At 38.9% G+C, this 5395-nt stretch carries 5 protein-coding genes; 4 read left to right on the top strand and 1 reads right to left on the bottom strand.

Going from position 1 to position 5395, the window contains the following annotated elements; all coding sequences use genetic code 11:
* From L656_RS0100515 to L656_RS0100505, 3 genes are all read left to right on the top strand, one after another.
* Positions 1 to 1014: 2-oxo acid dehydrogenase subunit E2 (locus L656_RS0100515; RefSeq protein WP_024597772.1), on the top strand; the 1014-nt coding region annotated here is incomplete at its 5' end.
* Between the two features lie 184 nt (positions 1015 to 1198).
* Positions 1199 to 2623, top strand: coding sequence for a dihydrolipoyl dehydrogenase (gene lpdA / locus L656_RS0100510; RefSeq protein ID WP_024597771.1), 1425 nt, complete (start codon positions 1199 to 1201; stop codon positions 2621 to 2623).
* A gap of 130 nt (positions 2624 to 2753) precedes the next feature.
* Complete coding sequence (locus L656_RS0100505) at positions 2754 to 3434, top strand: tRNA-uridine aminocarboxypropyltransferase (protein WP_024597770.1); 681 nt, start codon at positions 2754 to 2756, stop codon at positions 3432 to 3434.
* A gap of 76 nt (positions 3435 to 3510) precedes the next feature.
* Here the strand turns inward: L656_RS0100505 and L656_RS01000000121755 are convergent, their stop codons facing one another.
* Positions 3511 to 3960, bottom strand: a complete 450-nt coding sequence (locus tag L656_RS01000000121755) for a hypothetical protein (protein ID WP_241763406.1) — start codon at positions 3958 to 3960, stop codon at positions 3511 to 3513.
* A 936-nt stretch (positions 3961 to 4896) separates the two neighbouring features.
* On the opposite strand from L656_RS01000000121755, the gene L656_RS0100495 reads away from it, so the two are divergent.
* Positions 4897 to 5395, top strand: a 499-nt coding sequence (locus tag L656_RS0100495) for an ABC transporter substrate-binding protein (RefSeq protein WP_024597769.1), incomplete at its 3' end; no start/stop codon positions are given.

The following is a 5395-nucleotide window of genomic DNA, read 5'->3' as shown; positions in this document are numbered from 1 at the left end:
GCAGCAGCGGCTAAAACTGAGTCGGCACCGGCTCAAGCGGCACCAGTAAAAGCAAGTAATGAAAGCTTCACAGAAAACAGCGCGTATGCTCATGCATCACCTGTTGTTCGCCGTTTAGCGCGTGAGTTTGGTATTAACCTAGCTAACGTTAAAGGCACTGGTCGCAAAGCCCGTATAGTTAAAGAAGACGTGCAAAACTATGTTAAAAATCTAGTTAAGCAAGTTGAATCTGGTCAACTATCAGCAGGTAGTAGCGCGGGTGGTAGCGAGCTTGGTCTTATTCCATGGCCTAAAGTTGATTTTGCTAAGTTTGGCGAAATTGAAGAGCAAAAGCTGTCTCGTATTCAAAAGCTATCAGGCAAAAACTTACACCGTAACTGGGTGCAAATCCCACATGTTACACAGTTTGACGAAGCTGATATCACAAGTCTTGAAGTATTCCGTAAAGAGCAAAATGTGCTTAGCGAGAAGAAAAAGCTGGGTGTTAAAATCACGCCACTTGTGTTTGTAATGAAAGCAGCTGCGAAAGCACTTGCTGAATTTCCAAAATTCAACTCATCGCTTTCTGCAGACGGCGAAAGCTTAATCCTTAAAAAGTACATTAACATTGGTGTTGCAGTTGATACGCCAAACGGTTTAGTTGTACCAGTGTTTAAAGATGTTGATAAAAAAGGCATTATTGAACTTTCACGCGAATTAATGGAAGTATCTGTTAAAGCACGTGACGGCAAGCTTACATCGTCTGATATGCAAGGTGGTTGTTTTACTATTTCTAGCCTTGGCGGTATTGGCGGTACGGCATTTACGCCGATTGTTAATGCACCAGAGGTGGCTATTTTAGGTGTGTCTAAATCTGAAATGAAACCTAAATGGAATGGCAAAGAGTTTGAACCAAAACTAATGGTTCCGCTGTCTATGTCATACGACCATAGGGTTATTGACGGAGCACTTGCTGCACGCTTTACTGTAACTCTTGCAAGTTACATGAGCGATATTCGCCAATTGGTGATGTAATCGTTAGATAATAAATAGAATCAAATCCCAGCCAGTTGTTTTTAGCTGGGATTTTTACCATTTGCAATGATACAATCTTTGTACCAATTGCATCACTTTGTGCGCTGCTCACTCTTTCTGCCTTGCAGAAATACGGCAGTTAAATTTTAGGGCAGTGTCCCGTTCAAACAATTAAGGTAAAAGCATGAGCAACGAATTAAAAACTCAAGTTGTTGTACTAGGCGGTGGTCCTGGTGGTTATTCTGCGGCTTTCCGTGCTGCTGACTTGGGCTTAGAAGTTACATTAGTAGAATCTCGTGGAACATTAGGCGGTGTATGTCTTAATGTTGGTTGTATCCCTTCTAAAGCTCTTTTACACGTAGCGAAAGTGATTGACGACGCGGCTGAAATGTCATCTCATGGCGTTACTTTTGGCGCACCAAAAATAGATCTAGACCAAGTTCGTACTTGGAAAGATTCTGTAGTTGGCCAGTTAACTGGCGGACTAGACGGTATGGCTAAAATGCGTAAAGTAAAAGTTGTTTACGGTTACGGTAAATTCACTGGCAGCAATACTTTAGTTGTTGAAGGCGAGAAAGACGCTACAACTATCACGTTTGATAACGCGATTATTGCCGCAGGCTCTAAACCAGTTAACTTACCATTCATCCCACAAGATGACCGTGTAATTGATTCAACTGGCGCGCTAGAACTTAAAGATGTACCAGAAAAACTACTTGTACTTGGTGGTGGTATTATTGGTCTTGAAATGGGTACGGTTTACCGTGCACTTGGTTCTGCAATTGATGTTGTAGAATTTGCTGACCAATTAGTGCCAGCAGCAGATAAAGACATTATCAAAATTTACCAAAAATACGTAAGCAAAAAATTCAACGTAATGCTTTCAACTAAAGTTGTTGGCGTTGAAGCTAAAAAAGATGGCTTATACGTGACATTTGAAGGTAAAAACGCACCAGCAGAACCAGTACGTTACGATAAAGTACTTGTTGCTGTGGGCCGTACACCAAACGGTAACCTACTTGATGCTGATAAAGCGGGCGTAAACGTTGATGAGCGTGGCTTTATTAATGTTGATAAGCAATTACGTACTAACGTAAGCCATATTTTTGCAATCGGTGACTTAGTTGGCCAGCCTATGCTTGCGCATAAAGCGGTTCATGAAGGTCATGTTGCTGCAGAAGTTATTTCTGGTCAGAAGCATTTCTTTGACCCTAAATGTATTCCTTCAATAGCGTACACTGACCCTGAAATCGCTTGGGTAGGTGTTACTGAGAAAGAAGCAAAAGAGCAAGGCTTAAAAATTGAAACTGCGGTATTCCCGTGGGCAGCATCTGGCCGTGCTATCGCATCTGCTCGTACTGAAGGTTCTACAAAACTTATCTTTGATAAAGAAAGTGGCCGTATAATCGGTGGTGCTATGATCGGTATTAACGCGGGCGAAATGCTTGGCGAAATCGGTTTAGGTATTGAAATGGGTGCAGATGGTGAAGACTTAGCGCTTACTATTCATGCTCACCCTACATTGAACGAATCAATTGGCCTAGCTGCTGAAATTTTTGAAGGTTCAATCACTGACTTACCAAACAAAAAAGCAGTTAAAAAGAAGTAATTTAACTTTTTAACATTTGCTTGAAAACCCAGCTTTGGCTGGGTTTTTTTATGCCTGCTTTTCATTAAATATAAGATTAAATTGCCATAAGCCGTTACAATGCGCGCCTAATTAATTGAAGGTAAATACAGTGAAAAACGCAGTTTTAGCATTACGCGCTCAGCAAATAAGTGAATCTCGTCGTGAATTTAACGCGCGAGGCGGTAAATTAGATCGCTGTGAGCAATGCTTAATAGCCAAGCATTACTGTATTTGTAAAGGTGTTGAGCACGCTCAGTGCAACGCCGCTGTATGTTTACTGATGTACCATAATGAAAGCTTTAAACCTTCTAATACAGGGCGTTTAATTGCTGAAATAGTGCCAGATAACCACGCATTTAGATGGGATAGAACAGATCCTAACCCCGCTCTTTTAGCTTTAATAAATGATTCGCAGTATCAGCCTATGGTCGTCTTTCCCGCTGAAGATGTAGAAGAGGGCAGAGCCATTACAGAAGTGAGTATTGAATCAGGTAAAAAGCCGCTATTTATATTCTTAGATGGTACGTGGCGCGAAGCTAAAAAAATGATTCGCAAAAGCCCTTATTTAGATAACTTGCCTGTACTTTCTGTTACTGCTGATAAACTATCTGATTACCGATTACGTGTAGCCCCTCATGCACATCAACTAGGCACTGCTGAAGTGGCTATTATGGTATTAGCACTTGCGGGCGAAATGGATGCATCGACAAAATTAGAGCAGCATTTTATTAAGTTTCGTGATGCGTATTTATTGGGTAAGCGCAACAAGGGCCGACCACTAGAAGATTAATTTTACGAAGTTAAGCAAATGCTTGCTGATTTTTTAAGTGAGCAAGTGCTTTATTTTGAATAGCTCTGAAGCCTTCTTAAGATGTTAATTGTAAAACAGTATTATACAATTGACTTATACTATTATGCACTTGAATAAACGAGATACAGTCTTCACCAATCATTTCTTTTGCTTCTTCAACTCGTTTGAAAAAGTAGCAGCTAATGTCTATTTTGCCATTAAACTGAGTCGTTGCAATTGCGTCTGCTATTCTATTAAGTTGATAGCTAAACTCATCAGGTCGAGCACCTTCACCCCACTTGCTAATACGAATGTCGCGTTCTAACTTAATAATTTCGTTAAGTATATTTTTAAACTCACTCATTGGCATATTTAAAAAGTTATAACCTTTGGGGTTAAATAAAGCTTTATACGGATTTTCGTTGGGAGTTTGCGCACTAAAAACACCAATTGGTTTTGCTGTACTTGCGTCTGATACTTTACATAAAAAGGTATTACTTTGAGATGTTTTAAAATTCATATCCATTGAGTATTTATGATCCTTGCGTTATTTAGTTATCGGCGCAATTAATAAAAAACTTAGCGAAATTTAAAATATTAATAAAGTATTTTAAGGTCTTAGCATTGATTGGCAGGGATGCGATATTACTCAGTAAAAATTAGTGATAGTTGCTCAGTGCTTTACTCACTCAAATTTTAGGCAAAGAAAAGCGCGCTCTATCTCTAGGCGCGCTTGCGGAATCTTCTAATTTTCTGCATCCTGCAATTGAACTTAATCAACTCCAATTTTCACTAATCCATGTTTATTACTATATTACTTTTTAGTTCTATGTAATGTAGACCATCCGGGCCTGTATCCTTTAATTCCTAAACATCCTGTAGGGTAAATACTATTACCAAATCCTTAATTACACTTCCTAGTGTATCCTTGTTTTAACCAATCCCTTGTGTTGCCTTAAAGGCCTGTCCATTTATTCCTTCAACATCCTGTTGAACAACTTAGCCTTGTTGTTATCCTTTTCGCATCTTCCTGACGCTGTCCTTTTTACAACATTGCGTTGTGATACTCATCCTGAGCCTGTCCTAAAATCCGTGTTGTCCTGATAACCTAATCATTGGTTGGTTGAGTAAGTAGTCCATTTCCTTTTACTCAATAAGCGTCATTGCTTGGTTGATGCGTAAATTATAGTGCAATAGAGCAACTAAAATAGAGATAAAACTACATTCAATTAGTGTTTTTGCAATAGTAATAAAAATAAATCACATATGAATCATGTGTTTAACTGTTTTTAGGTTGTTTTTTATCTTGTTTTTTACTCATTAGCTGTCACATCCGTAAGACATCTCTTACACCGTATTTCCTTTTTGGGCGTTATTTACATATTTACATTTATTTAAAGTGTGCACTTTTAGAATGAGCACGGTAGAATTCGTTGATAATAACAGTTATTTAGGTGGAATAATGAAGAAAGTATTTGCACTTGTTTTAGGGGTAGTTGCATCGGCACCAGTCTTTGCAAACGATGTTGTTAACATCTACTCTTTTCGTCAACCGTTTTTAATTCAGCCAATTTTAGAAGACTTTACAAAGCAAACAGGCATAAAAACCAATGTTGTTTTTGCTAAAAAAGGGCTAATTGAGCGTGTTAAACGCGAAGGCAAGCACAGTAAAGCTGATTTAGTATTAACCTCTAACTTTAGCGCGCTTATTCAATTAGAAGATTTAAAATTAACACAAACTATAAAAAGTGACAGTGTAAATAATAATGTTCCAGCCGCCTTTCGTGACGGTGATGGCCAATGGGTTGCGCTTACTAAGCGAGTGCGTAATGTATATTCATCAAAAGAGCGAGTTGGTGAGTTACCTAAGCTCACTTATGAAGATTTAGCAGACCCTAAATACAAAGGACAAATTTGTACGCGCTCTGGCAAACATCCATATAATTTAGGTTTAGTGGCTT

This window comes from Pseudoalteromonas sp. TAE56 (assembly GCF_000497955.1).
GTDB lineage: Bacteria > Pseudomonadota > Gammaproteobacteria > Enterobacterales > Alteromonadaceae > Pseudoalteromonas.
Note: the sequence above shows the minus strand (reverse complement) of the source record. Positions and strands in the feature narration are given on the sequence as shown.

Excerpts from the sequence above, each read along its gene's own strand:
- lpdA (WP_024597771.1), top strand. The coding sequence starts at position 1,199 with ATGAGCAACGAATTAAAAACTCAAGTTGTTGTACTAGGCGGTGGTCCT.
- L656_RS01000000121755 (WP_241763406.1), bottom strand. The coding sequence starts at position 3,960 with ATGGATATGAATTTTAAAACATCTCAAAGTAATACCTTTTTATGTAAA.